This window comes from Spirochaetae bacterium HGW-Spirochaetae-1, assembly GCA_002839375.1.
Taxonomy (GTDB): Bacteria; Spirochaetota; UBA4802; order UBA4802; family UBA5550; genus PGXY01.
In genome coordinates this window covers 135,683-160,016 of sequence record PGXY01000008.1, presented here as the reverse complement: position 1 = coordinate 160,016, position 24,334 = coordinate 135,683, and the positions used below count along the sequence as shown (strand labels likewise).

Here is a 24,334-nt window from a genome sequence, read left to right as displayed (position 1 = left end):
ACCAAATAACATATTTCCAGCAGATCTGTCAATAACTATTGGAGTCTATTCCGGACCGGGAACGTGCAGCGTCTCATTACATTTCTTTGCTTGACACTATCATGGATCGGGCTTAAAAACACAGCATACCTGAAGGAGAATTGAAATGCCCAAAACATCACGGCCGCGCGAAGAGGTGGAACTTGTCCGGGAACGAATACTTGAAACCGCCCTGCAGATGCTCATCGAGGACGGATTCAATACCATGAGCATGCGTAAACTGGCGTCCCGCCTGGATATGACTGCGGCCAATATCTACAATTATTTTTCCAGCAAGGATGAACTCTACCTCATGCTCCAGACCCGGGGTTTCGAGCAGCTTTACGACGACCTGTCCACGGTTTTCAGCGAACACAGCGACCCCATTATAAGAGGAGAAGCCATGATCCGGGCCTTTATAGATTTTGGTATAGGCAACCGTTATTATTACGAGATAATGTTCAACCGTAACACGCCCAAATATACCGATTACGTCGGAACGGAAATGGAATCAATCGCCTTCAATGAAAAGAGCACGGCGCTCAAATCATTCCATCTGACGGCTCAGTGCCTTTCGGAGATCTTTGCCGTGAACGGCGCCGGCGGAGTTGACCCTGAAAACATCCGATATCACGCCATTCAGCTCTGGTGCGGCCTTCACGGTATCGTAAGCCTGTACAACAGCCGTGTCCTCCAGGAAGTGGAGGAAGGACCCGAAAAGGTCATCGACTGGATGGTCGATAATATTGTGCGTGTCTATTTCAACGAATCATCGGCTTCCTGAAAAACGCCTGTCCCGCCGAGGGGCGGAAAATAAAGGATGGGCTGTCTACTCCACAATGGTTATAAGAGATTCGTCCAGGTTGCCCCGGGAATCAAAGTCCCTGGGCATGACCATATAATCGGGTTTTTTAATAAATCCAACCATGTTCACCCCCTTCCGCGATACGACGCTGAGAATCCTGCGAACGACATCGCTGTTCATTAAAAAAGAGGAACCGGGACGTTCCTCGTACACGGCGGCCATGACGGGAATATCCTCAAGCTCGGTATCACCATGCTGTATAACAACAGACGCAATGCTCTTGACAATCCGCTGCATGATATCCACCGATTCCGTCTGGGCTGCATTATGGATAAAGCCGAGATATTCATTCCCGGTCAGACGTAAGACAATATTATCTTTACTCATATTCGCCGCGTTGACATGCTCCGCAAGCGCCCTGGTAACGGCGAGCACGACTTTATCGCCCACATCATGACCATACATGGCATTGATTTCCGCCAGGCCGAATATCTCCAGCATAAACAGGGATCGCGATGATGAAACCCTGTACCGGCCTTTCTCGTCATAATCGCGGGGGATAATGACATCGTTGAGATACTCGCTCTTCCTGAAACCCGTGAGCGTATCAATGTACATATGATCCAGCTCACCCGCAAGGTCATCGCTGTCGCCGGAATCGATGATTACACCAGCCTGTTGAGACACACCTTCTTTTTCCTTCAGAATTTCGGTCAGATGCTTTTGCTCTTTTAAAAGGGCCTCTACTCCCTCGGAACGGAGCTCCCAGGCGATGAAGTAAGAAAGTGAACAGGCTGCCTCTATGAATTCCTGAAGCGATATGCTGTCCCTGCCGAATGCCATGGGCGCCCGGCAGTTTCTGCTTCTCGTCATCCGGGCATTAATGAAAAAATCATAGTTCTCCACGACATTCTCATTATGGATTTCCTTGCGCGAGTTGTAATATGCCAGGAGGTCCGAAAGCCTGTTTCCCAGCATGTAGCTTCTTTCTCCTATCCGGTGAAGGACTTCCCTGACAAAGGGGACCCCGGGAATGGAATCAATGGCGGCCTCGCCGCTCATAATCTGTTCCATGGGCTTTTCAGCAAGAATCTCGGCCCGGTTCACTATGCCGGTGAATTCCTTGAGTTTAGTACCCACCAGGTCAAAGGACACCAGGGAATAGTTCTTTGCAACCTGCGTGATGTCGGCGTGATGGGAAAAATAACCGGTATAACTGTTCCGGTCATAGAGGAGAACGAAATCGTCACCCTGGTTTATGTCCTCGATAAAATACTTGATGAAGTACTCCACCAGGTGCCGTATCCTGACCAGGGAATTTTTGCGGTGTTCCGCCAGGCATTTATCAAATTGCGATGTCTTTTCAATTTTCAGCATGCTTTCTTCAATGTTTTTACCCGCCGGAACAAAGACATCTGTTATACGGTCCAGGAGCCGCTTCCGCTCCCGGGTTACTTCCATCTCCGAGTCATGATGATTGCGCCGTTCCTTTTCCATATCCATGGCGCGGCTGGAAAGATATTTTTTACCTGAATCAACTCTCCCTTCGGAACCGGTGAGATACATGATCTGGTTAATGGACCGTATGATCACCCGCTCCCGGGCCGTGTAGTAGGACAGGAGAACACCCATAATCGTGCGCGTCATACGGTCATTCTGCGTTTGAAAGACAGGTTTGCCGTTCTGTATCGGTTCATCGAGCAGATTCTTGATAAACCCCCAGAGGCCGTGCTCCTGCTTATGCCGGCCTGCCATTTTCCTTATAGCTGTCTCAATTATATCGGCATTTCTGATTACCGACACATACATGTTAGCAAATCCATCCATGGGTCGGGACAGTTCTGCAGGATTATATGATTCGGCAAGGGGTATTTTCCTAAGATCCTCGATAGCGTTTTTGAGGCCCAGTACAGTCTGCAGGACATTGTACTCCAGGTTGCTGAAGAGGTAATATTCGTTATCGAGAAGATCTCCCAGGGCTTTTTCAATGGCGTCGATCCAGGAATTCACCTCATTGCGCAGCAGGGACAGGCAGGAATGCCTGAAGCGATGACTAAACGGGGTCAAGGTCCCGAAGGAAAGGGCGAAGCGGGTCAGCCTGATCCAATTGAGGAGACCCGGCCTGTTGTTCAACAGCTCCTGTATCTCACTCTCGCGCTTATCCTCTTCAATTCTCAGCTTTTTATCACGGTCAACCCTGTTTTTTATTTTATGAATCAGGTCTTCGGCCATGCGCTTTTTTACAAGCGCGTCAAATCCGGACCCGGTGATCACCATGAGTTCCTTCTTTTCCGCTTCGGTGATGATAGCTTCATTTCTTTCCAGATAGAGGATCAGGCTGTCCACGAGCTTCTGCAGTTCCACGACGGCCATCTTCTCGGCATTGCTGCGCTGCTGTCCCTTCAGAACGTCCAGAAGACGGTTAAATTTCTCGATGTTTTCCCTGTGCTCCGGGGAATCCATTTCCATGCCGGGGAAAGACTTATCGAACTTCCGCTGCATTTCATCTTTTATATTACCGTCATTGCCGTCCATACTGTTCTTTTTCTGTTTCCCATGGTATTTGTAAAAATAAGCGGCTCATGCAAAGGGATATTATCTAATGCCATCCCAGAATTCAATCACATTTTATCCATACGACTTCCAGGGCTTGATATTACATTTTTCCAGTGTTCCATATTGACACCGCATCATTCAGATGCTACAATAACCTGTAAAAAAAAACCTGGGGGTCGGTTTATGAAAAAAACAATAAGTATCATTTTAATGATGATATTTTTATCGGCGATAACGGCGTCAACAGCGCTGGCCAAGTGTTACAGGTTCCAGAATGAAGGTGAAATCCAGGTCTGTGTTCCCGGTGATTCATTTTCAGACAGAAAAAAAGCCATGGAAATCTGCAAAAAGGCGAAAGGCTCTGATTGCGGAAGCGTATCCAGCTATTCCAGTTCATGCCACAGCAATTCCAACCAGTGCTATGATGAAAACGGCAACGCCAAGAGAGACCTGAGCGGATATTGATCAGCAGGGCCGTTGGGGACATACTCCACGTCCTCAACGGTTATATCCCCCACCCCTTTCTGCTTTATTGCCTTCCATGTGCGGCTTCAAAAAGTTCTTGATACATTTATGGTTCGCCTGTTCATGGCATTGTATAACATCGGTGCTATAAACTTAATAATTACCGACATACAGGGAATCTTGAGAATTGGAAAAAAAAAGCCGCATCATATCCACCCTCGCTCTTCTCACGGCCATGATATTCTGGTCCAGCTCGTTCATTGCCCTCAAACTCTCATTTCAGAGCTTTGACCCGGTCATAGTCATCTTCGGCAGGATGTTTGTCGCTTCCCTGTGCTTCCTCTTCCTGTACCGGTGGTTGCGGGGCAGCATGTATCGCAAAGGCGACTGGAAATATCTTCTGGCCATGGCGCTGTTCGAACCGTGTTTTTATTTTGTTTTTGAAATGATGGCCCTGGTGAGAACTACGGCCTCCCAGGCCGGAATGATAACGGCCATATTTCCCGTCATGGTGGCTATAGGAGCCGCACTCTTCCTGGGCGAATCAATAAGAAAAAAAACAATCGCCGGTTTTATCCTTGCCGCTGCCGGTGCGGTCTGGCTTAGCCTGAGCAGTGACACATCGGACTACGCTCCGAACCCCCTCCTGGGAAACACCCTGGAGTTTTTTGCCATGATCTGCGGCGCCGGCTACACCCTTATAATGAAAAAACTCAGCGCCCGCTATAATCCTTTTTTCCTCACGGCCTTTCAGGCCTTCACTGGAAGCATCTTTTTCTTCCCGATGCTGTTTTTCCCTTCAACGGCCATCCCGGAAAGCCTTGAACCCATGCCCATTTTCCTTATACTGTATCTTGGTATATTTGTCACGCTGGTGGCCTACGGGCTCTTTAATTTCGGCGTGAGCCGCATACCCACGAACCAGGCCATCGCCTTCGTAAATCTCATGCCCGTCTTGGCGGTCTTCCTTGCATGGCTCATTCTCGATGAAACATTCAACATGCATCAGTATGCCGCTTCGGTCCTGGTAATCGCGGGAGTAATCATCAGCCAGGAGTGGCGGCAGAAAGAAATCATTGAACCGCCGATCTACTGATTTTCATCGTACAGTTTTTGTCATATTTCAATTATTGTAATTGACATTCCCTTTATACCAGTTTAAGTCATTCACCGACAAGAACCATGTTTTACGAAACGGAACTATCCTGAAATATCCGAAAAACCTGCATAATGATAAAGGAAGATAAATTAATACAAATTTACAGTCAGACCGGCAGGGAACTGTTTATTTATATTTACCGGTTCATCGGGTCCCGGGAGACCGCCGAAGACATACTCCACGACTGCTTTGTCAATCTTATAGAATATTCGAAAAAACACGAACTGCGCGAAGAGACTGTCAGGGCATTCCTGTACAGGACCGCCCACAATCTGAGCATCAATCATCTTAAAAGGAAAAAACGGATTGAATTCACCGCGATCGATGAAATCAACTCCCCGGCAATCCAGGACGGAGTTGGTGAGAAAATCGAACGTGATGAACTGAAAAGCCATATAAACGCCTACGTGGAAACGCTCGACGGGGTGACACGGTCCATTTTCGTCATGAAGAAAGAACTCGGCATGTCCATCCCGGAAATTGCGGAAAAAACGGGTAAATCGGAGAGGACCGTGAGAAGAAAACTCCACACAGTCATGGAAGGGCTCACGGAATACCTGAAAAAAGGGGGTTTTATCTCTTTTATTCTCGCATGTATGGCAATTTTTGTGTACCTGTTTGTACAATATAGCAGAGGCAATGTCTCAATATGAGAAAGCATCCTAAAAAAAATGATATATATAATGCAGCCCTGGGCCTGATTACGGGTGATAAACTACAAGAAGTGCTGAATCATATCTCGAGTTGTCAGGACTGCGCCAAAAAATATGAGGCCCATCTGGCACTGATCAAACCATCCGATAACAGCACTGTAATGCCTTCGGAACAGGTGGAGCGCCGCCTCATACAGTCTTACCGGTCAATGCAAAAACCGGTGAAAAGGGCACTTCCCGACAGACTACGCCCCCTGGCACTGGGTGTCGCCGCATCCATCATGTTCATGTTCGGAATATACTTTTCCCTTTTCCGGGACGGCCGTGACGAAACCATTGATATAACTGCCGTGAAAATCAGCGGCTCTTTCATGATAAATGAAACAAAAGCCGCCCAGGGCGCCGCTATTAAGGCGGGATCATCACTGGAGACGGCCCGTGAATCCCGGTCGGAGATCGGCCTGCAGGAGACCTTTTCCATCGCCATGGCGCCGCAATCACGCCTTGAAGTCGATGAGGCCCGATACGACCGCAAATCTGAACGTAAAATATTCTCATTTCTGCTGAACCGGGGAACCGTCTATGCCCGTTTCCGGCACAACGAATCGGGCCTCGAATATTCTTTTCATACGCAGCAGGCCCTTATCCATTCCATAGGAACACAATTTCTGCTCCAGGCCGAAGAAAAGGCCACAACGGTACTGCTCACGGAAGGCAGGCTGAAAATTACCTCTATGGAAACCGGTGAAACCATCGAGTTGACTGAAGGGAACCGCTGTGTCATAACCTCGACCATGCGGACCGATGCCATAACCGAGGCCGATAGAAACGAGATCCTTGCCCTGACACGTGAATTCGAAAACCGCGCTGAACACACCGGGGAACAGGGAAAATCCATTGCCCCCGGAGATAAACAAAAGTCCGATGAAGAAAATATTCCCCCAGCTGATGATAACCAGTCTGAAAACGGTGACAAACCAGTTGATGGCAATGAACCTGTACCGGGAAACAAGCAGTTTCGTCATAACCGTGAACTGCGCGAAATGCGCCGCGAAATCCGCGAAAGACGGCAGAGCCAGAGAGGCAACCGTCAGAACCAGTGACCATTCCCCCACCAGCCGTATCCTCTCCTATCCAGGGCTTCTGTTAGTCCTGGTTTCCTGAAAACAAGTATCTTTGATATGCATATTTTTGTAACCAGAAGTATTTTAGTTTTTCACATTTTACTAAAATGTTAACATTGCCGGCATCGCGAACAACCTTGATTTTGCCTTGCAATTATGCCCTGTGCAGGTAATAATCATACCAGCACAGGAAAAATCAGAGCCGACAACGTATACAGGAGGATACACCATGAAAGACACAGAAGTGCTCATCATAGGACAGGGACCTGCCGGACTGTCGGCAGCCATTTATACAAGCAGGGCCGGCCTGGACACCATGATCCTGGGATGCGATCCCAAAGTAGCCGGTGACTATGATATCGATAATTATTTCGGCTTTGACGAAACCATTTCGGGCAGGGATCTTATTGAAAAAGGAGTCAGGCAGGCCATGCGTTTCGGCGCCCATACGGAGTGCGACCGCGTTCTCTCCATCCATTTCGAAGATGACGGCAGGTACCTGGTGAAAACGGAATCCAAAGAGATCAGGGCCTGCAGCATAATCCTGGCCACGGGCGTTTCCAGGAGAAAGCCCAATATACCGGGAATGGACGTTTATGAAGGACGGGGCATATCCTACTGCGTAAGCTGCGACGGATTTTTCTTTAAAAACAAACAGGTCGTGGTGCTGGGTGAAGGAAACTACGCGGCCAACCAGGCCATTGAGCTTCATGAATATACACCCAATGTGGCCATATGCACTCTGGGAAAAAATATTGCCATGGCCGCAGAATACACTGAAAAACTGCGCGGGCTCGATATACCGGTGATCACCAAAAACATCACGGCCCTGAAGGGCGCCCCCACCCTCTCCCGGGTAGTATTCAACGACGGTGAAGAAAGGGAAACCCATGGCCTCTTCATCGCCCTGGGAGACGCTTCATCACTGGATTTTGCCATGTCGCTGGGAGTATTCACCGAGGGAAATTTCATCGTTGTGGACCGGAACATGAAAACCAATGCCCCGGGAATCTACGCGGCCGGAGACTGCACGGGCGGCTTCCTGCAGATCAGCAAGGCCGTGGGCGAAGGGGCCATTGCGGCCCGATCTGCCATAGAGCACGTGCGTAATACCTGCCGCGCGTCATCATCGTAGAAAAAATTATTTTTTTTGTTTTTTTCTTTTTTTGCGCGCAGTTATTTTATCCATGGTAAGTTTCCGCATATCGACGACAGGGTCGAATTCATCGACGATTTCCGCTCCCAGGAGTGATTCCAGGGCGTCTTCCATTGTCACAATCCCCACATAGTCGCCGAACTCGTTCAGGACAACGGCCATATGCACCCGGTCTTTCACAAGCAGTGTCAGGAGTTTGAGCACCGACATGGTTTCCGGTACAAACCGCGGTTTTACGGCCAACGCTTTTACACTCCTCCCAAGCTTTTTATCGACAATACTGTTCATAATGTCTCTTCTGAGCACGATGCCCGTGACTTGGTTCGTGAGGCTGTCATAAAGCGGTATCCTGGAAAAACCAAGTCGCGCCGCGCTGTTCTGCAATTCCTTCAGCGGGCTATCGGGATAAAGATAAACAACGACCGTGCGGGGTGTCATTATCTGCTCAACGGTGAAATCCCGGAGATTAAAAAGATTTTCCATGATAGCAAACTCGGCATCATCGAGAACGCCCTGTCGGTATCCGATGCGGACCAGGTTATACACCTCGGCCTTGCTCACCCTCTCCCCGGGGTCTCCGCGGGAAAACAGTCGGGAAATTAAATTCATGGGTACGATCAGGGGCTTGAGAACGATAACCATACCCCGCAGCATGTAGGCGCTCACGGGACTTAAATGCTTCCAGTACCGTGCGCCAATTGTTTTCGGTATTATTTCAGAAAAAACCAGGATCATCAGCGTAAGCAATGCCGAGAAGAACCCCATCCAGCGGGAGCCGAAAAGATTGATAGCCAGGGCGCCCGATATGGCGGCCCCTATGGTATGGGAAACCGTATTCAGCGTAAGAATTGCCGCCACGGGCTCATCAATGTCGTCCTTCATTTTTTTAAGCATGCGACCCGAACGCTTTTCCCTATCCAGAAGAACCTGAATGTATGGACGGCTAAGAGAAAAGAGCACCGACTCAAGCAGTGAACAGAGAGATGAAATGGACAGCAGGCCCAGAATCACCAGTATTAAATCCGTCATTGCGATTTTTCCCTGTGTTGCAGGATATTGCCCACGGGCAACCTTCAAAGAAATCCACGATAATCTTCATTTCCATCGTGTAAAGCCTTTTTATAAGGAACCGGGCATCACTATACAATGACAATATCCTTACATCGACGGGCCGCCGCACCGATGCACATCACCGGTCTTTTTATAAGCCCCAATCCTGGCCCGGGGCCGGAAGGGGATGGTCATGCGCATAAATAATTTGATAATCGAAAAATAGATGAGCATAAGTGCGTTGCGCGGATCGCTGGCGGGACTTTTAATATGGAAGCGCGGCAGCATCCAGAACATGAGGTCCGCCACTTTTACCGGGCATCCCTTGATACGGATTACCTTCCCGGCCTCGAGCCTTCCTGATACGCCGGCGCAGCTTCCGATGAGGGCCACGGGCTCACCGGGATGGATTACATCGCCTTCATAATACCCCATGACTATGGCCCCTTTCTTCGCCTGCTTCAGGTTACCGTCGTGAAGCTTCTCGGAGGTGCCCAGTACGCCCTTGATGCTGCATACGCATCCGCCGTAACAAATATTGCCCGACTCTTTATTAACTCCTTCATAAAAGGATATTGGAGTATCTAACTTTTGCAGGTCCTGGAAGGGTGAATAAAGATTTCGGGTTCTTCCCGCCAGTTCATCAATGCTGATATCACCACTGACTTCAACATCATCGATTGACAGGGAACCGTATCCCCTGTCCCGCGCTTCAACGAGGAAACGCACCTTTTCAGGATCATAATTCATTATATGTGAAGCTACAATGTCCGCGGCCACCGGGTCATTAGATATGATTATGGCGCCCAAGTGTTCCGGATAGGGGCTCGATTCAAATCCTCTTCCAATAGTGATTGCGTCCGTCACAACAAGATGCGGATAACCGATCTCAAGGAGATCGACAATTTTTTCGTGAAGCCGGTCATCGTGATAAAGGAACCGTTCCTTATGCGTTGTAATGCCTATATTGAGTTTCAGTGCATTGGTAAAATCCGTCACGATATGAAACTTCAGTTTGGGCATCCATATCTTGTAATCGGCCTCATACAAAGCCTTGGCCAGCAGAAGCGTTTTATGCCATTTGGCCTTATGTAAGGGAATTTCCTTGGTCTCCTGTTCATTAAAATCAACAAGAGGAACACCAATTCTCCGGGCGAGGCGGTAATAATCGGATTCGCTGAAAAACATTCTCGAAGGCATTCCGATGCCCGCAGATTCTCCCATGGTTATACTCTCGGGACTGAAAGAATCCCTGAGGACTTGCACCATGGCCTCCATAACGGTAGGCTCCGTAAAGGAATGATGGATATAGCTCTTATTTGCCGTAACGATATTGGGTTTGATGAGAACCCTCCCCCGGGGTTTCTCACCCAGTTCTTCCATACCCTCGCGGATAATTCCTGAAATCAGAGCCGTGTCATACTCATCGCACTTACGGATAATGACTTTTCGTTTTGACATAATGCCACTCCTGCCGTGGTTTTTAATGTAACACATGTTACCGTAACACAAGTTACATTTTTTCCTTAATTTTGTCAAGAATTAAATGCTGCCCGGGGGACGCATAAAAATAATTGACAAATCAGAAACGGGCGTTACCGTAACATAGTTTACTGCTTCAATATATATAAAAAAAGGAGCCAGGGCATGAACTATTTTGACGGAAAAATGATATATTTAACCGGCGCTTCCAGCGGTATCGGCCTGGAAATGGGAAAGATTCTGGCCGCGCAGGGTGCCGACCTGCTACTCCTGGCCCGTAACAGGAAAAAGCTTATGGAGGCAAAAAGCGAAATGGACCGGTTGACATGCCGGGAAACGCAGAAAATTAACATTATGTCCGTGGATGTGGGTAACCACCGGAATGTACAGAAAAAAATGAATATTGCCGTTCAGGATTTCGGCCCACCCCATATCCTGATAAACAGCGCCGGCGTTAACCTCCATGCCGACCGTTTCGAGAACATCAGCCATGACATGTTCGATGAAGTAATGAAGATAAATCTCTACGGTGTGAGAAACATGATCCATTCCCTGCTGGATTCCCTGAAGGAGACGAAAGGCCAAGTGGTTGTACTTTCGTCGGCTGCCGCTCTTTTCGGCATGTTCGGATACACGTCATATGGAACATCCAAGGCCGCGCTCATGGGTTTCGCCGAAAGCCTGCGGTACGAAATGAAGCCTCTGGGCATATCCCTGTCAGTCATGTATCCCCCCGAGGTTGACACACCCATGAACCTTGAGGAAGCCAAAACTCTTCCCGCCGAAGGCCGGGCGCAAAAAACCATGGGAGGATTTCTCATGCCCGACTACACGGCCAGAGTCATACTGAAGGCCGTGGCGCGAAAGCAATTCATGTATGTCCCGGGCCATGTGACCAGGTTTTTCTATTTCCTTCACCGCCTGAGCAACGGCTGGACAACGAGAATAACCTCCGATGCTGTTATTGCAAAGGCACGGAAAAATATCAGGTGATGATCAGATATTTAATAACATACTATTTTTATATCAAGCGCGCTGTAATCCCGCAATGATATTTTAATAATCCTTCACTACGGAGGCATGGAAAAAAAAGGAACGATCCTGAATATTCCTTTATTTAGAAAAAAATTACGAGGAAAGACAATGCCAAAAGCTCCCGCATCACGGGAAACCGTTGAATCCATAAAAGACAATATCATCGACGAGGCCGTATCCCTCATTAACGAAGGAGGATACGCCGATTTCAGCATGAGGAAGCTGGGCTCGCGCCTGGGTATCGCGGCAAAAACTATATACAATTATTTTTCCAACAGGGATGAGCTCTATCTCAAGGTCGTCACCAGGGGTTTTGAAATCCTCCATGAGTGCATGAGCGGGGCCCATTCTTCAGCGACGTCTCCTTTCACACGCATCCGGGCCATGGCAGGAGCATACGTACAGTTTGGTCTTGATCATCCCCACCATTACAACATCATGTTCAGCATGGATCTGCCGAAATATGCCGATTATATCGGCACGGAGCACCAGGAACTGGCAGCCATGCAGAATGAAACAGCCCTGCAGACGGCACGGCTCGCTGAAAAGGCCTTCCGGGACCTGGCTGTAAAAAACAGAAAGCTGCGAGGCACTCCCACCACTCATCACCTCATGCGGGTATGGGCCACCCTTCACGGCATAGTTTCCCTCCATAACAGCAGGGTGACCCTGGAGGTAGGTGATTTCAGGGCCGCTATTGACCGCATCATCGACGAAACTGTGAAAGAATTTCGATAGCAAAACCTGAACTATCGCCTTCCATATCGGGATATTTTATAAAAAGCAATCCCAACAATATCAACACATGTCATTTTTTGTAAGTATTAGTTATTTTTTTAGATTTTTAAGTTGTGATTGACAAATCGATATCATATTTTATTATGCCATTATTGACACAATTAAATCAGCAATCACTTCTGGTAACAGTGATTCATATACGGCTGCCTGTCATTTCTGCGAGCAGCCTTTTTTTTATCCTCATAACAACTTCCACCCTGTAATAAAAAATTTTTTTTGACCTGTTCCCTTGCTATATTGTTACCAGAGATGTTCTTCATCGTGCCGCATGATGAGAGGGCGTCTCACCGGTCAACTTATTCCAGTGGAGGAGGGAGTTATGCCAGGTCAGAAGCTGAAGGATTACCTGAAGAGTCATGAGGTGAAATATGAGAGCATCATACACCCCATAGCTTTCACAGCACACCGTACAGCACATGCTGCTCATATTCACGGAAACGAAGTCGTAAAAACAATTATCCTGAAAGTGGACGGGAAAATGACCATGTTTGTCTGCTCGGCCAATGAGAGGATCAATATGAAATTGATCAAGGAGGCCTTTAAAGCAAGAAACGTGGAACTGGCTAACGAAGAAGAATTCAAGTTCATTTTCAGGGATTGCGAAACGGGCGCCATGCCGCCCTTTGGGAATCTTTACGGGATGGAAGAATTCGTATCGGAGGAACTGACACGCGATGAGGAAATCGCCTTTAACGCGGGGTCACATACGGAGCTTATCAAGATGAAATTCGACGATTTTAAGAAAATTACCCATCCCAGGGTTCTCAAGGTACACACTTAGGCCTTCAGGTAAAGGACTTCTCCCTGACTGGAGCTTGAACATGAAAAGCAGCCCCGCTTAAGGGACGCCTTTCCAAAACAGGGATGACGCTGAGAACAAAACCGCACCCCCTTCAGTGTTCCTGTCCCGGCTGCTCCCTCCGCCGCTTCTTCACGGCAAGACGCACCAGATAAGCCGCAATAAGAAGAAATGCCGATATAATAAAAATATACTGAAACGGATCACCGTAACGGGAATAGAAGGTATCGTGATTGAACCGGAAATCCACATCCCCCACCACGTATCCCGGCTTCAGTATGGGAATCGACGCGGTCACTCTTCCATAGGGATCAACAAAGGCCGTGTAGCCCGTGTTCCCTGCCCTGAGTACCCAGAGCCCGTTTTCCACGGCACGGAATACCGAGGCCGAGAAATGCTGCATATGTCCCCGGTATGTATCGGTCCATCCGTCATTGGTGATATTCACCAGGAACATGGCTCCCAGTTCCTTGTACTCCCGGCATAGACGGTAGAAAATTCCTTCATAACAGACCAGGGTTCCGAAACTGATTCCATCAAGGGAAAAGATCATGGGCCTCTCGCCGGGAACAAAGTTAGACCCGCCATAGGCATTGGCCAGCTCCTTCACCGGTTTTCCTACAATCGGAAGATATTCATAGGGGAACCACTCTCCAAAGGGCACCAGGTGAATTTTGGGATAGGTCTTTACAACCTCGCCCAGTTCATTAATGAGCACCGCGTTATTCTGGGCGTATCGCCGCAGGTACATGCCGCTGATTTCCTCGGTTATGCCGATTTCCCCCGTAAGAAGAGGCCTCCCGCCTATCCTGACAGATTCAAGAAGCTCCTTCTGGAAGGGATTGAGTTTCCCCCGCTCAAAATCGAAGGATATGGTCTCCAGCGTGGCCGACTCAGACCATATGATTAAACCGGGATTTTCCCGGAGCGAGGCATCGGTGAGTCGCTGCAATTCAGCCAGGTATTTAAACCTGTTCTGGCTCCAGCTCTCCCAGGGATCGATGCAGGTCTGCACCATGGCTACGCGCAGATCACTCTTCACGGCACCCTTTTCCCCGGGAATGACCAGGTATCCTCCGGTGATTATACCGGCAATAAGCAGGACCAGCAGGGCTGTCCGCCGGATAGACCATAGGCCGGACATATCCTCCCATGCCGTCTTGAGAAACACCCGGTCATATACCACCTGGGAAATTGAATAACCGGTAATGATGATAAGGAAGTTGACACCCAGAATGCCCGCAACCGAGGACATCTGCACCATGGGAAGAAAGGTGTACTGGGACTGCCCGATATTGGTCCAGGGAAAGGCAATATAACCGATGGACTGCACCCAGTCGATAAGGACCCATATAAGGGGATATATGATAAACCGAACTTTTTCAAATTCACGGGAAAGCATTTCTGCAATAAAAATTTTCAGGGCGAAAAAGACCGAAAGAGTTGGAATTAGGAAAATAACGATGATGGTATAACCGCCCGTCTGGTCACCGGCAAAATTTCCAATCCACTCATAGCTTAAAAAATTCGCCACAAGGCCCGTGATGAAGGACGACAGATAAATATCTTTCTTTTCCCTGCCCCTCACATACACAAAAAGAGGAACCATGCAAAACCAGGCAATCAGGGGAAATGCCTTCAATATCCACACGTCATAAGTGGGAAAGGAGAGATACATGAGCGGCGCCGTCAGGAGATAATAATGATTCTTCAGTAATTCTTTTATCCTTCCCATATCAATTCGTACCTGTCATTTTCATAAATTCTTCCTCGCTGAGGATGGCCACTCCAAGTTCCCTGGCCTTGTCAATCTTTGATCCCGGTGATTCCCCGGCCAGAACATAATCGGTTTTTTTGCTCACCGAACCGGCGGCCCTGCCCCCCATTTTCACTATGAGGTCCTCAGCCTCCTTCCGGCTGAAATGCTCCAGTGTGCCCGTGACAACGAAAGTCCTGTCTTTCAGAGGATTATCCTCCGCTATCGGCACGTCTTCATCTTTCACGACAAGCCCGTTTTTCATCATATCGGCCACAAGCCGTGACGACTCAGGGTCCCTGAAAAACTGGAAAATCGAGCGCGCCACCTCTGGACCCACTTCTTTTATTTCCATGAGCCGCTCCATATCCATCTCCCGGAGCTTGTCAAGGCTCACGGCGGCGCGTGCCACGACAGATGCAACGTGTTCACCCACATTTCTAATGCCCAGGCTCCTGAGAAAATGGGAGAGCGTCATATTCCTGCGCGCTTCGATGGATGCCAGTATCTTGTCGGCCAGTTTCTCACCCATCCTCTCAAGCTCAAGAAGATCCTCCTTCCTGAGACTGAATATATCGGCGTAACTCTTCACGATTCCCTTCTGCTGAAGGCGGGCAACGAGTTCCCGGCCGAAATATTCTATGTCGGCGCCGTCCTTGGACACAAAAAACCTGAGTATCTCGGAGCGTATCGCAGGGCAGGCGCTGTTGGTGCACCGGTAATATATATCCTCCCTGGCAAGATCTGTGCCGCATTCAGGGCATTTTTCCGGGGTCACAATATCCCCGTGTGTTTTCCGCGATGCGTCTCCGGGATTATGCACGGCAATGATTTTGGGAATGACATCACCGGACCTGATTATGGTCACCAGGTCGCCGATTTTCACCCCCAGGCGCGATATCTCGCTGAAGTTATGGAGCGTGGCCCTTTTCACCACTACGCCGCCAATATTTATTGGCGCCAGGTTCGCCACGGGAGTGATAATGCCCGTTCGACCCACCTGGTAATCCACGGACTCAAGCCTGGTTATACCTTCCCTCGCCGGAAACTTCCATGCCGTGGCCCAGCGCGGAGCCTTCGAGGTAACACCGGCCCGCTCCCGCTCCGAAAAGACATTGAGCTTGATGACCATTCCGTCAATGTCGAAATCAAGATCGTGCCGGTTCTCGAGCCAGTGACGATAAAATTCTTTCATATCATCCAGAATACCGGTCACCCTGACTCGGGAAACAGGAAGCCCGGCCTTTTCGAGGAGCGAGAACATTTCCTCCTGCGTTTCCACGGTGAATTCCTCCGATACACGGCCCATCCCGTAAAAAAATATATCGAGTTCACGCTGCGCCGTTACTGCCGGGTCGAGCTGCCGGAGTGAGCCGGCAGCCGCGTTGCGCGGATTGGCAAAGAGTGCCTCGTCGGCCTCACCGCGGATTCTGTTCAACCGGTCGAATTCACTGTGAGTCATGAAGACCTCGCCTCGCACCGTCAGCAGTTCAGGCACCGGGTCCATGACAAGCTTGAGGGGCAGCTTTTTGATGGTAGCCATATTGGCGGTCACATCTTCACCCATGACGCCATTGCCCCGGGTAGAGCCCTGCACAAATTTTCCTTTTACATATTTCACTTCCACGGCCAGTCCGTCATACTTCAATTCTCCTGAATAGACCGGCTCCCCTCCCGAGGTGACAAATTTTCTGCACCGTTCATTGAAATCATCAAGTTCGGCTTCGGAAAAAACATTACCCAGGCTCATCATGGGGGGATCATGGGGCACTTCAGAAAACGTTGCCGAAGCCGCTCCACCCACGCGCTGCGATGGAGAATCCTTCTTTTTCAGACCGGGATGCCTTTTCTCGATTTCCATCAGCTCCTGCATAAGCCGGTCATATTCGGCATCATCCACGAGCGGCTGGTCCAGCTCATAGTAGTAATGATTATATTTCGTCAGCAGCTCAAAGAGCTCGTCATATCGTTTTTTTACCGAATCCATATTTATCCTTATACCATGACTTTTTTCAATCTTTTCAAGATCACCACAGAGACACAAGGCGTAAGTTTTTGACAGCTCTCGACTCTAAAAACCTTTAAACCCCGGCAGATATACATGTTCTCCTTAATCATCCATATCCGCCACCCCTGGAAGGGGTTTGTATCATTATCGTCCAGTTGTCAACAATTTCTGGGCCCCCTCAGGGGGCGGCGAAAACCAGTTATCTGGTACAGAGCGGTTTCATCCGCCGGGGGCCGGGTCACACCCATATCTTCACTTTGCGTACCAGGGCCTTCCTGGACCGCGTGCAGGCGTGATACCCTTCCGTGAGTAGACGGGAAACATCGGAAAAATCAAGGGAAGAAACGTCCACAAGATTCGGCTCGATGAGAACCGACGGCTTGTAGAATTCCAGAACCAGGGCCGTATTGACAAATTCCATGATATCGATGGCCTGCGTGATAGTCTCGACGATATTGGGCAGCGGTGATTCCTTCTGCTTCTTATTCAGGCCAAGCCACTGTTCCACGGACTTCAGCCAGCCTGCCTGCCCGGCCTTATCCGTCTTCAGTTCACCATCACCTTCATTGATGATGCCGCCGGAATCGATGACAACACCTCCCCTGTCCACGCTGTCACGCAGGTAACTTTTCATGACGGGTTTATTCAACCGTGGATGAAGGTTTACCGCGATGGTAATGCCCGCTCCCATGTTTTTCACTACATTGACAGGAAGCGGATTGGCTACCCCTCCGTCCATCAGCCATGTCCCTTCGTACCTGACCGGCACCAGGACACCGGGGATTGAAATACTGGCCCGAAGCGCCTCGAGAAGATTTCCGCTCCTGAAGACAACGCTCTTTCCATTGGAAAAATCCGTGGCCACCACTCCCAGGGGAATGGAGAGATCCTCGATATTCGTTGCAGAGGGAATATATTCCGCAAGATAATTGATGAACCCCCTGCCCTGCACGAGTCCGGATCGGGGAAACACCGGGTCCACCAGTCCGTAGAAATCACGTTTCGTTTTACGCAGCAGGTCCTCCTTGAATTTATCCAGGCTGCCCGTGGCGTATAACGCCCCCACAACGGCCCCGATACTGGAACCGGAGATCATATGAATGGGTATGCCCATATTCCGAAGGTATTCTATCACGGCTATATGAGCCACTCCCTTGGAGCCGCCGCTCCCCAGGGCAAGACCAACCCGGCGGTTTCTAAAATATTTCAATGGATTAAACATTTTATTTTCTTCTTTGCGCATGAAATTTCGGGATACCTGCTAAATTATGTATTACTATTAATAATAGGAGGTCAATAATTTTTCCAGTATCAGCAGCGGAATGATAAAAACATAGTATTATTTGTACAAAAATTTTAATAATATCCCTTTTTATTTTAGTTCATTAAAAAAGATTGACACTGATGGCATAGTTTTATACGTTGTCGCCTAGATCGCGCGGTGGAGCAGTTGGTAGCTCGTTGGGCTCATAACCCAAAGGTCGCAGGTTCAAATCCTGCCCGCGCTAATTGATTATGGCGGAGTAGCTCAGTAGGTTAGAGCACACGGCTCATATCCGTGGTGTGGGGGGTTCGAGTCCCTCCTCCGCTAATATTTTACCGCATTACGTACCATCCCCGCAATATCTTCTGATAAAATTCCAGACATAGTTTATGTATGCGTAAAAGTAATTTTTATCAGAAGTTATTGCATGTTGCAGAAGTATACCAGGCATAAACAACGACAGGACCATAATCATTGCTGTTGGTCAGGAAGGGATCACAGGGCCGATTGCTGCTCGAACTTTTCTTCCAGGGACCGGTGAAAACGATTGAACTCATTCTCATCCATGAGATTGAAACGCTGCAGCACCTCATCTTCCAGGTAATTGAAATCAAATTTATTATCTTCGATAAGGCAGAGCTTGTTCGCAAGGTAGATGATGAAGACTATATCGCGATACTTATCCCCTGCATTAAGCGGCGCGTGGTGATAGGTGATGGCCTCGGTGATATATTCGGGAAAGTTCCACTTCTCGGCAATCATGCGCCCGATGGTGGAGTGGCTGATCCCCATGGAGACCTCCTCCAGTACTGTCGATGTCCGGACCTGCCTTTTCACCACCAGGTTCTCGATCTTATCAGCCAGGTCCGCATTGGTGGACAGGAGAATAATCTTACCCAGATCGTGGAGAAGGCCGGCAAGGAACACCATGTCAGTGACGGCATTAAGCCCGGATCTCTGCGCCACGAGCCTGGCATAGAAGGCCGTTTTATTACAATGGTTCCACACATCCCTGAAAGATGAAAAACGCTCGTCCATGATCTTCCTCGTCGCCGATGCTACCAGGATGGCATTCAGGTTTTTCAGCCCGATCACCTTTACGGCCTCCCGTATAGTATCGATACGGCGCGAGGTCACAAAACCGGCAGAGTTGGAAAGTTTCATGACTGCGGCAGTCAGGGAGAGATCAATGGAAATTTTATTGGCCAGCTCCGTGATGGTAACGTCCTTCTTCCTGCACAGGGCCTGCATTTCCAGAACATGCTCCGGGAATGTGGGCAGGTCCCTCACCTCGTCGATGATCTGCTGCTGAATTGAACCGGTAACCTCGGCGGGCTGCAGCTTCAGCGGAATGGTGAAGGCTGACTGGGTTATTTCCCCGTTAGAAACGATTGAAAATGAATCCTCGCCTATGCCCGAGTTACGCAGAAACAGCATGGTCAGGGGGATACCAAGCCCTTCCCCCTCCTGGTCATCGGCAATATCCATATATATTTCGGAAAAATCACCGTAGGTCTTCGCCTTCTCTATCCTGAACCGTATCCGCTGTTCCTCGAAAGGAAGCAGGGCCGCATTATTCTGGACCATAACGCGGAATCCCTTATCGCTTTTTTTCAGGAAAAGCTCGACCTTGTAACCGTTCTTCTTTAAAATCACCGGCAGCTGATTTATTTCACTTATGAGATATGTCTTAAAGTCTTCCATTCCCTCCCGGTAATGGCCTTCGTCGGCAATATTCAGGTTTCGCATTTTAAAGAATACACGCTTCGTGTTGGCCTTAACGGCATTGACGATCATTTCGCGCAGAATGGTTTCAACCATCCCCTGGAGGTAAGCCATATCATTCTGTGATAGAACCTTGGTAAAGAGGGAATTGACAAATTTATTTATAACTTTGCTGTTATAATGAAAGCTCAACCGTACCGGTTCACCTTTCTGGACCTGATTTGAAAGCTGGGATGTTTTAGCAAGGATCATATATATATAGTATGGAACTGGTCTTAAAATAGTACAAACTTATAACTATTGTAGTTGCTGTTATATATTAGTGTCAAGTGAAAAATGCGGGGCCGATCAGTCTTCTTGCAGTGGATAAACCAGGAAATCGATGGTGCCCACTATCCTGTTATTTCTTTTAAAGTCCAGAATCATTATGCGGTAATCGCCGGGTGGATAGTCCCTTATTTCTCCATGGATGACGGGTTTTTCAATATCGATATAGTCAGACCACGTCTTGACCTCAATCCAGCCAAGCTCCTTTTTAAGGACAGCGATGCCCAGGTCACGGCGTTTCCTGGTTTTTTTAGTTACAAATGCCCATTTTGCCTCTTCGTCGGAACTGAATTCCAGCGGTTTAGTAATGCGGTGATATACCTCGTCCTGGGAGCGCTTGACAGCGAATTCACCATCAATTCTTCCGCAGGAAAGACTTGTGATCATGCCGAGAAAAAACATCGGCAGCATAATATATTTTAACAACCGACCAGTCATGGTCCTACTCACCAATACACGTTTTTAATAGTATCATCCCGAATATACCGTCACTTATTCAACCTTGTACTGGTTTTTATCGAGCTCGATGACATTTTCATCCTTCCGTGTACGGTCAGTCCTGTTCATTGCTTCTCTGCGCTGGCTTTCCATCCTCTTCTGGTACGCAGCAATATTTTTCTTCATCTGCATAACTAACTTAAGAAGCTTATATGTCAGGTAAATAAACAGCATCAGAAACAGCATTTTAATAAAGCTCATACAATCATACCATCCTAATTATCGTCACACTTTTAATTTCGCCTCATGGGCCACAATAACGTCCATCATTTCCCGGACTGCAGTGGGTAGACCGACAAATATCGACCGGGATATTATGGAATGGCCGATATTGAGTTCTTCCAGAGAAGCCGCGCGGAGAACGGGCTCCAGGTTGCGATAATTCAATCCATGGCCGGCATTGACCCTGATTCCCACCCTGGCAGCATGGTCCGCGGCATTTAATATCCTCGCGAGCTCTCTCTGCACAACAGCCTCATCACGGGCATCGCAGTAGGAACCTGTATGTATTTCTATAAAATCTGCCCCCGTTTCCCTTGATATCTCCACAACATCAATATCGGGCTCGACAAAGAGTGATATTTCAACACCGAGATCATGAAACTGTTCAACGATGGAACGTATTTTCTCTTTATTGCCCCGGACATCCAGTCCACCTTCGGTGGTCAGCTCCTGTCTCTTCTCCGGCACCAGGGTTATCTGTGCCGGAACGATACGTTTCGCCACGGCGATTATATCATTGGAAAGGGCCATCTCAAGATTGAATTTTCCCACCACGACATCACGGAGGGCGATGACATCAATATCCTGAATATGCCTTCGGTCTTCACGGAGATGAACCGTAATACCGTGAGCGCCGTTTTCCTCGCAGATACGGGCTCCTTCCACGGGATCAGGCTCTGTACCGCCCCTTGCCTGCCTCACCGTGGCAATGTGATCGACGTTTATACATAATTTAATTCCTGTCATCGCATCCTGACCTTTGCATCAATTCATTCAGCCGGTGATTCGCTTCCGGTCCCGGAAGCCGTGCCTACGGCCTGCGCACAATAGAGAGTTTCACCGTTTCAGGGATAACTGATACTATTTCCAGCTTTCCCTTTCCTTCCATTCCCGGCTTCACATTTATTTTAACCGGCATCTGCAATTCCATCTTATCTCTATTCTTCATCAATACATTCAGCTTTAGAGAAGTGATATCAACGGATACATCAATGTCCCCGGGAGCAAAGCGAGCGGTTCCCACGGATTTATAATAAATTTTTATAACGGGTTCCACGAATTTAAAGGTAAAATTCCCATCCCCATTCTTGGCCACAACAGGAACATCGAGCCTGTGCAGACTTCCATACATCGTTATGGGAACAACAACATTGACATTTGTTTCACTTAAATTCAGGTTCGTAAAATTGTCCTTTTTCAGCTCCACATCCCGGATTACGTCTTCTTTCAGTCCGCTGATATCAATATCCTCCGTATTGATATAATTCAGGCTGTCCACAACCGACTGGGGCCCCTCGGCAAGGATATATTCAGGTTCGATCTTTATACTGCCCACGAAATATTCTTTGTCGATCTCGCCGGTAATCCTGGGCACCACCTTGAGTTTCTTAAAAACAAGCAGTTCCACAACGGCTTCCACGGTCTTGGAATCAAGTTCAACGGTGATATCCTCGGGAATTTCAGTTTTCTGAAGCTGGATTTTATATTTTTTAAGAGATCCGACTCGAGGATTCTTCAGATCAACCACGGCTTGTATATTTTTCAATTGAACACTTTTAAGATACTCGTTTTTACCCTGAAGCGATGCGATTACATTTTTGTGTGAAATGAATGAAACAGTCATATTTGCAGGAAGATTTTTATAGGTAACGGGTATCTTGAAATTCAGTTCACCGACCTTGCTTTCCGAAACATAGGCCCAGAGAACGACGGCCAGAAGTATGCTTATAACCCTGGGTATCATATTCCCATGGCGGCCCTTGCTGATAATATCATCAAAAAATTTCATCATTGAGTCTTGTACTCCTCATACGAGGTTTTTGGATTCATATAGAAGAGTATCATGTTCTTAATGTCCGTTTCCTTGATGCGGGAATACATTTTACCGTTTACCATAATGGAGATGGTCCCCGTTTCCTCCGAGGTAACAAGCACCAGGGCGTCCGTTTCCTCGGCAATTCCCAGTGCGGCCCGATGCCGCGCCCCATGCTGCTTCTTCAGCTGCTTCGAATCGCTGAGAGGCAGGTAACAGGCAGCTGCCGCAATTCTGCCATCCTGAAGGATGATAGCCCCGTCGTGAAGCGGGGTAAGAGGAAAAAATATTGTCCTGATGAATTCCTCGGAGATGCTGGCATCAACAGCGACCCCTGACTCGGCATAGGCCTTCAGGCCCGTGTTTCTCTCGATGACGATGAGCGAGCCCACCCTTTCCTGGGCCATGGAAAAAAGGGCATTGACCAGCTCGTCAAGAGAAAACGTCTCTTTCACAAGATCTGTACCGATCCAGTTCCGCTGTCCAAACTGCGTAATAATCCGCCTGAGTTCCGGCTGAAAGAGTATGACCACGGTAATAATCAACGACGAGGTTATGTTCTTGATTATCCAGTCCAGGGTATTAAGCCTGAGTAGCCCGGAAAGAATGGCAACAATAAATATAACGATAAAGCCCTTAAGAAGCTGTATGGCCCTTGTCCTGCTGAGAAAGGTATATACCCAGTAGAATATGAGGGCCACAATGGCAATATCAACAAAATGCCGCAGGTATTCCCACAGGTTGGAAATTATGTATAATATTTTTTCGAAAAATCCCGTCATGATAATAATCTGATTATGATACCTGTTTTAATTTTTCAATACTCATGAGAGCCAGCCTGTGCTCCCTTACATCATGAACCCTGATGATATCGGCTCCGTTCCGGACCGCAGTCATATTCAGGGCAATGGTTGCCGGAAGCCGGTCTTCATTTTCGCTATAGAGTTTTCCGATAAGACTCTTCCGGGAAAGCCCCACCAGTACCGGATAGCCCAATGTACAAAATTCTCCAATCCGGTTGATGATACGGTAATTATCCTCCAGGGTCTTTCCAAATCCGATGCCCGGATCAAGTATAATCCGGTCCCGGGAAACGCCCCTGTCCAGGGCTGCCTGTGCCGCGGCGCCGAGAAAATCCATGATCTCACCGACGAGATCATCATACCGGGGATGATCCTGCATGGTGCCGGGCCGCCCCTGCATGTGCATCAGGACAAGGGAGGCTCCGTATCGGGCTGCCACGGCAGCCATTTCGGCATCAAAGGTAAGGCCGCTTATATCATTGATCATTTCAGCGCCGGCCTTCAGTGCTTCTTCGGCAACCCCAGCTTTCGTCGTATCGATTGACAGGGGGACCGCGATCTCCCTTTTAACGGCCTCGATAACGGGAAGGACCCTGTCCATTTCCTCCTGTTCGGAAACGGGTTCTGACCCGGGCCTCGTGGATTCACCGCCGATATCAATAATATCGGCGCCCTGGGCCGCCAGCTCCAGTCCACGGCGAAAGGCCGATTCCCGATCGGCAAAACGGCCGCCGTCGTAAAAGGAATCGGGGGTCACATTGAGTATTCCCATTATCCGTACTGAAGTCCGTTCCATTGCCATTCCCGACAGGCTCTCC

22 protein-coding genes and 2 tRNA genes are annotated in these 24,334 nt (G+C 48.6%); 11 read left to right on the top strand and 13 right to left on the bottom strand.

From position 1 onward, the window contains the following. Window positions 1-145: 145 nt before the first annotated feature. Entirely contained in the window at window positions 146-802 is a 657-nt protein-coding gene (locus CVV44_16815) for a hypothetical protein (protein PKL37293.1), read from the top strand. Between the two features lie 45 nt (window positions 803-847). Here the strand turns inward: CVV44_16815 and CVV44_16810 are convergent, their stop codons facing one another. Beyond that, complete coding sequence (locus CVV44_16810) at window positions 848-3,358, bottom strand: hypothetical protein (GenBank protein ID PKL37292.1); 2,511 nt, start codon at window positions 3,356-3,358, stop codon at window positions 848-850. A 204-nt stretch (window positions 3,359-3,562) separates the two neighbouring features. Here CVV44_16810 and CVV44_16805 point away from each other — a divergent pair, with 204 nt between their 5' ends. From CVV44_16805 to CVV44_16785, 5 genes are all read left to right on the top strand, one after another. After that, window positions 3,563-3,844, top strand: coding sequence for a hypothetical protein (locus CVV44_16805; protein PKL37291.1), 282 nt, complete (start codon window positions 3,563-3,565; stop codon window positions 3,842-3,844). A gap of 187 nt (window positions 3,845-4,031) precedes the next feature. Continuing rightward, window positions 4,032-4,940 carry an EamA family transporter gene (locus tag CVV44_16800; protein ID PKL37290.1) on the top strand — a complete coding sequence of 303 codons (909 nt, stop codon included), beginning with the start codon at window positions 4,032-4,034 and terminating at the stop codon, window positions 4,938-4,940. A gap of 134 nt (window positions 4,941-5,074) precedes the next feature. Further along, window positions 5,075-5,656 (top strand): hypothetical protein, encoded by a 582-nt coding sequence (locus CVV44_16795; protein ID PKL37289.1) that lies wholly within the window; start codon window positions 5,075-5,077, stop codon window positions 5,654-5,656. Further along, the gene (locus CVV44_16790; protein PKL37288.1) at window positions 5,653-6,759 is read left to right on the top strand and encodes a hypothetical protein; all 1,107 of its coding nucleotides are present in this window, start codon (window positions 5,653-5,655) and stop codon (window positions 6,757-6,759) included. Before CVV44_16795 ends, CVV44_16790 begins: the two co-directional genes overlap by 4 nt. A gap of 250 nt (window positions 6,760-7,009) precedes the next feature. After that, complete coding sequence (locus CVV44_16785; protein PKL37287.1) at window positions 7,010-7,915, top strand: NAD(P)/FAD-dependent oxidoreductase; 906 nt, start codon at window positions 7,010-7,012, stop codon at window positions 7,913-7,915. 6 nt (window positions 7,916-7,921) lie between these two features. Here the strand turns inward: CVV44_16785 and CVV44_16780 are convergent, their stop codons facing one another. Further along, the gene (locus CVV44_16780) at window positions 7,922-8,965 is read right to left on the bottom strand and encodes a hemolysin (GenBank protein PKL37286.1); all 1,044 of its coding nucleotides are present in this window, start codon (window positions 8,963-8,965) and stop codon (window positions 7,922-7,924) included. A gap of 129 nt (window positions 8,966-9,094) precedes the next feature. Then, complete coding sequence (locus tag CVV44_16775; GenBank protein PKL37285.1) at window positions 9,095-10,483, bottom strand: hypothetical protein; 1,389 nt, start codon at window positions 10,481-10,483, stop codon at window positions 9,095-9,097. Window positions 10,484-10,633: 150 nt separating this feature from the next. On the opposite strand from CVV44_16775, the gene CVV44_16770 reads away from it, so the two are divergent. The 3 genes from CVV44_16770 to CVV44_16760 all read left to right on the top strand — a co-directional run bounded on the left by CVV44_16770 (window position 10,634) and on the right by CVV44_16760 (window position 13,082). Then, window positions 10,634-11,461, top strand: a complete 828-nt coding sequence (locus CVV44_16770; protein PKL37284.1) for a short-chain dehydrogenase — start codon at window positions 10,634-10,636, stop codon at window positions 11,459-11,461. An 87-nt stretch (window positions 11,462-11,548) separates the two neighbouring features. Beyond that, entirely contained in the window at window positions 11,549-12,241 is a 693-nt protein-coding gene (locus tag CVV44_16765; GenBank protein PKL37283.1) for a hypothetical protein, read from the top strand. Window positions 12,242-12,620: 379 nt separating this feature from the next. Further along, window positions 12,621-13,082, top strand: coding sequence for a deacylase (locus CVV44_16760; protein ID PKL37282.1), 462 nt, complete (start codon window positions 12,621-12,623; stop codon window positions 13,080-13,082). Between the two features lie 112 nt (window positions 13,083-13,194). Here CVV44_16760 and lnt read toward each other — a convergent pair whose 3' ends face one another. From lnt to CVV44_16745, 3 genes are all read right to left on the bottom strand, one after another. Next, a complete protein-coding gene (lnt, locus tag CVV44_16755; GenBank protein ID PKL37281.1) occupies window positions 13,195-14,835 on the bottom strand; it encodes an apolipoprotein N-acyltransferase in 1,641 nt (546 codons plus the stop codon). Between the two features lies 1 nt (window position 14,836). Further along, complete coding sequence (locus CVV44_16750) at window positions 14,837-16,843, bottom strand: DNA ligase (NAD(+)) LigA (protein PKL37280.1); 2,007 nt, start codon at window positions 16,841-16,843, stop codon at window positions 14,837-14,839. Window positions 16,844-17,102: 259 nt separating this feature from the next. Beyond that, a complete protein-coding gene (locus CVV44_16745; protein ID PKL37279.1) occupies window positions 17,103-18,107 on the bottom strand; it encodes a hypothetical protein in 1,005 nt (334 codons plus the stop codon). A 192-nt stretch (window positions 18,108-18,299) separates the two neighbouring features. On the opposite strand from CVV44_16745, the gene CVV44_16740 reads away from it, so the two are divergent. Both CVV44_16740 and CVV44_16735 read left to right on the top strand, forming a co-directional pair. After that, window positions 18,300-18,372 (top strand) — tRNA-Met (locus CVV44_16740). A 9-nt stretch (window positions 18,373-18,381) separates the two neighbouring features. Continuing rightward, window positions 18,382-18,455: transfer RNA gene (locus CVV44_16735), tRNA-Met, on the top strand. A 168-nt stretch (window positions 18,456-18,623) separates the two neighbouring features. Here CVV44_16735 and CVV44_16730 read toward each other — a convergent pair. The 7 genes from CVV44_16730 to folP all read right to left on the bottom strand — a co-directional run bounded on the left by CVV44_16730 (window position 18,624) and on the right by folP (window position 24,318). Next, window positions 18,624-20,105 (bottom strand): hypothetical protein, encoded by a 1,482-nt coding sequence (locus CVV44_16730; protein PKL37278.1) that lies wholly within the window; start codon window positions 20,103-20,105, stop codon window positions 18,624-18,626. Window positions 20,106-20,201: 96 nt separating this feature from the next. Beyond that, window positions 20,202-20,582, bottom strand: a complete 381-nt coding sequence (locus CVV44_16725) for a hypothetical protein (GenBank protein PKL37277.1) — start codon at window positions 20,580-20,582, stop codon at window positions 20,202-20,204. Between the two features lie 90 nt (window positions 20,583-20,672). After that, entirely contained in the window at window positions 20,673-20,879 is a 207-nt protein-coding gene (locus tag CVV44_16720; protein PKL37276.1) for a hypothetical protein, read from the bottom strand. A gap of 24 nt (window positions 20,880-20,903) precedes the next feature. Further along, window positions 20,904-21,647, bottom strand: coding sequence for a pyridoxine 5'-phosphate synthase (locus CVV44_16715; protein PKL37275.1), 744 nt, complete (start codon window positions 21,645-21,647; stop codon window positions 20,904-20,906). A gap of 64 nt (window positions 21,648-21,711) precedes the next feature. Continuing rightward, window positions 21,712-22,692 (bottom strand): hypothetical protein, encoded by a 981-nt coding sequence (locus CVV44_16710; GenBank protein ID PKL37274.1) that lies wholly within the window; start codon window positions 22,690-22,692, stop codon window positions 21,712-21,714. Continuing rightward, on the bottom strand, window positions 22,689-23,495 hold the full coding sequence (locus tag CVV44_16705) for a TIGR00159 family protein (GenBank protein PKL37273.1): 807 nt from the start codon (window positions 23,493-23,495) through the stop codon (window positions 22,689-22,691). Before CVV44_16705 ends, CVV44_16710 begins: the two co-directional genes overlap by 4 nt. A 13-nt stretch (window positions 23,496-23,508) precedes the next feature. After that, window positions 23,509-24,318 (bottom strand): dihydropteroate synthase, encoded by an 810-nt coding sequence (gene folP, locus CVV44_16700; GenBank protein ID PKL37272.1) that lies wholly within the window; start codon window positions 24,316-24,318, stop codon window positions 23,509-23,511. Window positions 24,319-24,334: the final 16 nt, after the last annotated feature.